1 protein-coding gene is annotated in these 1,529 nt (G+C 67.2%); it reads left to right on the forward strand.

Features of this window, described 5'->3' with window-relative positions; all coding sequences use genetic code 11:
• The first annotated feature begins 256 nt into the window (after positions 1–256).
• Positions 257–1,495: an IS110 family transposase gene (locus ACWC9T_RS41820; RefSeq protein WP_449826250.1), complete on the forward strand. Its 1,239-nt coding sequence runs from the start codon at positions 257–259 to the stop codon at positions 1,493–1,495.
• Positions 1,496–1,529: the final 34 nt, after the last annotated feature.

Consider the following 1,529-nt stretch of genomic DNA (forward strand, 5'->3'; position numbering starts at 1 on the left):
GTTACCACCGATTACGGGACAGAGTAGTCCGGGGGCCTTGAGGCCCCACCCTGATGGGCCGAAAATCTGGGTGGGGCCGTCCAGTTGACGTCGATTTCGGCTTGGCGCTTTCGAGCCCGCGACAGAGTAGGACGGCGGGAGTCCTTCGACAGGCACCCAGAAGTGTTGCTTCGAGCACGCGTACTAGCCTCTCCCGCCTGCCGGGCTCCCCTGGACGGTCCCGCCCTGCACCACGCGGACGCCAAGGGGGCACCACATGGACGTGATCCACGAGAGATGCGCCGGGATCGATGTCAGCAAGACGGACGTGAAGGTCTGCCTGCGCACGCCGACCGTCGGCAAGCGGCGCCGCAGCGAGGTGCGGGTCTTCTCCACCATGACCCGAGACCTGCTGGCGATGAAGGACTGGCTGCTGGCCGAGGGCGTCGCCCTGGTGGGTATGGAAGCCACCGGCGTTTACTGGAAGCCGGTGTTCTACGTGCTCGAGGACGCCATGGAGTGCTGGCTCCTCAACGCCCGCCACATGAAGACCGTTCCGGGGCGCAAGACCGACGTCGCGGACTCCGAGTGGATCGCCAAGCTGTTGGAGCACGGCCTGGTCCGCCCCTCGTTCGTGCCGCCGCAGCCGATCCGTGAACTGCGGGACACCACCCGCTACCGCACCGAGATCGTCCGCGAGCGCACCCGCGAGATCCAACGCCTGGACAAGCTTCTGGAAGATGCCGGGATCAAGCTCTCCTCGGTGGTGTCCGACATTGTCGGCAAGTCCGGAAGGGCCATGCTGGAAGCCCTCATCGCCGGCGAGCGCGACCCCCTGGTGCTCGCGGAACTGGCGCTGCGGCGCATGCGCGGCAAGCGCGAGATCCTCGCCCAGGCGCTGACCGGCCGCTTCAGCGACCACCACGCGTTCCTCGTCCGTGCGATGCTCGACCGCATCGACGCCTGCACCACGATGGAAACCCGGCTCAGCGAGCGCATCGACGCACAGGTGCGGCCCTTTCGCCGCCGCATCGAACTGCTGACCACGATCCCCGGCATGAACACCCGCGCAGCCGAGGTGGTCCTCGCGGAGATCGGCGCGGACATCGCCCGGTTCCCGAGTGCCGCCGACCTGGCTTCCTGGGCCGGGGTCTGCCCCGGCAACCACGAGTCCGCCGGCAAGCGCGCCACCGGCAAGACCCGCCACGGCGACCCCTGGCTCAAGGGCATCCTCGGCCAGGTCGCCTCCTCGGCCTCCCGGTCCAGAGGCACCTATCTCAACGCTCGCTACCGACGCATAGCCTCACGCCGCGGCAAAAAGAGAGCCCTGGTCGCCCTCGAACACACCATCCTGACCGCTGTGTGGCACATGTTCACCAACGACATCGAGTACCACGACCTCGGCGGGGACTACTTCCTCGAACGCACCGGCAAGACCAGGCAGACCAGACGACTGGTGAGCCAACTGACCCAGCTCGGCTACCAAGTAACGCTGCAGCCCACAGAGGCCGCCTGACCTGCCCAAACGGGTCACGAACGGGGGATTTTCG

It is taken from the genome of Kitasatospora sp. NPDC001159, assembly GCF_053598235.1.